The following is a 228-nucleotide window of genomic DNA, read 5'->3' as shown; positions in this document are numbered from 1 at the left end:
AGGTACGTGTATACAGCCGAGTCACCGAAGCCCAGCAGCACGGCGAAGTGGTGCGGGTAGCTGGCAGTGGCGGTCTCGACCAGAATGTTGCTGTCGCAACGCAGCACTTGTTCGGTCAGACGGTGGTGTACAGCGCCTACGTCCAGCCAGGCGTGGACCGGCAGCTTGCACGGGGATATGTAGGGGTCGCTGAGCACCAGCTGGGTATTGCCGCCGCGCACCGCTTCT

The 228-nt window shown here is 63.2% G+C and carries 1 protein-coding gene; it reads right to left on the bottom strand.

Going from position 1 to position 228, the window contains the following annotated elements:
- Window positions 1–228 (bottom strand): glutamate synthase central domain-containing protein (locus OH705_RS29095; RefSeq protein ID WP_267303686.1); only part of this gene is annotated, 228 nt, incomplete at both ends.

The sequence above is a fragment of the Pseudomonas sp. BJa3 genome (assembly GCF_026343815.1).
Classification (GTDB): Bacteria; Pseudomonadota; Gammaproteobacteria; order Pseudomonadales; family Pseudomonadaceae; genus Aquipseudomonas; species Aquipseudomonas soli.
Note: the sequence above shows the minus strand (reverse complement) of the source record. Positions and strands in the feature narration are given on the sequence as shown.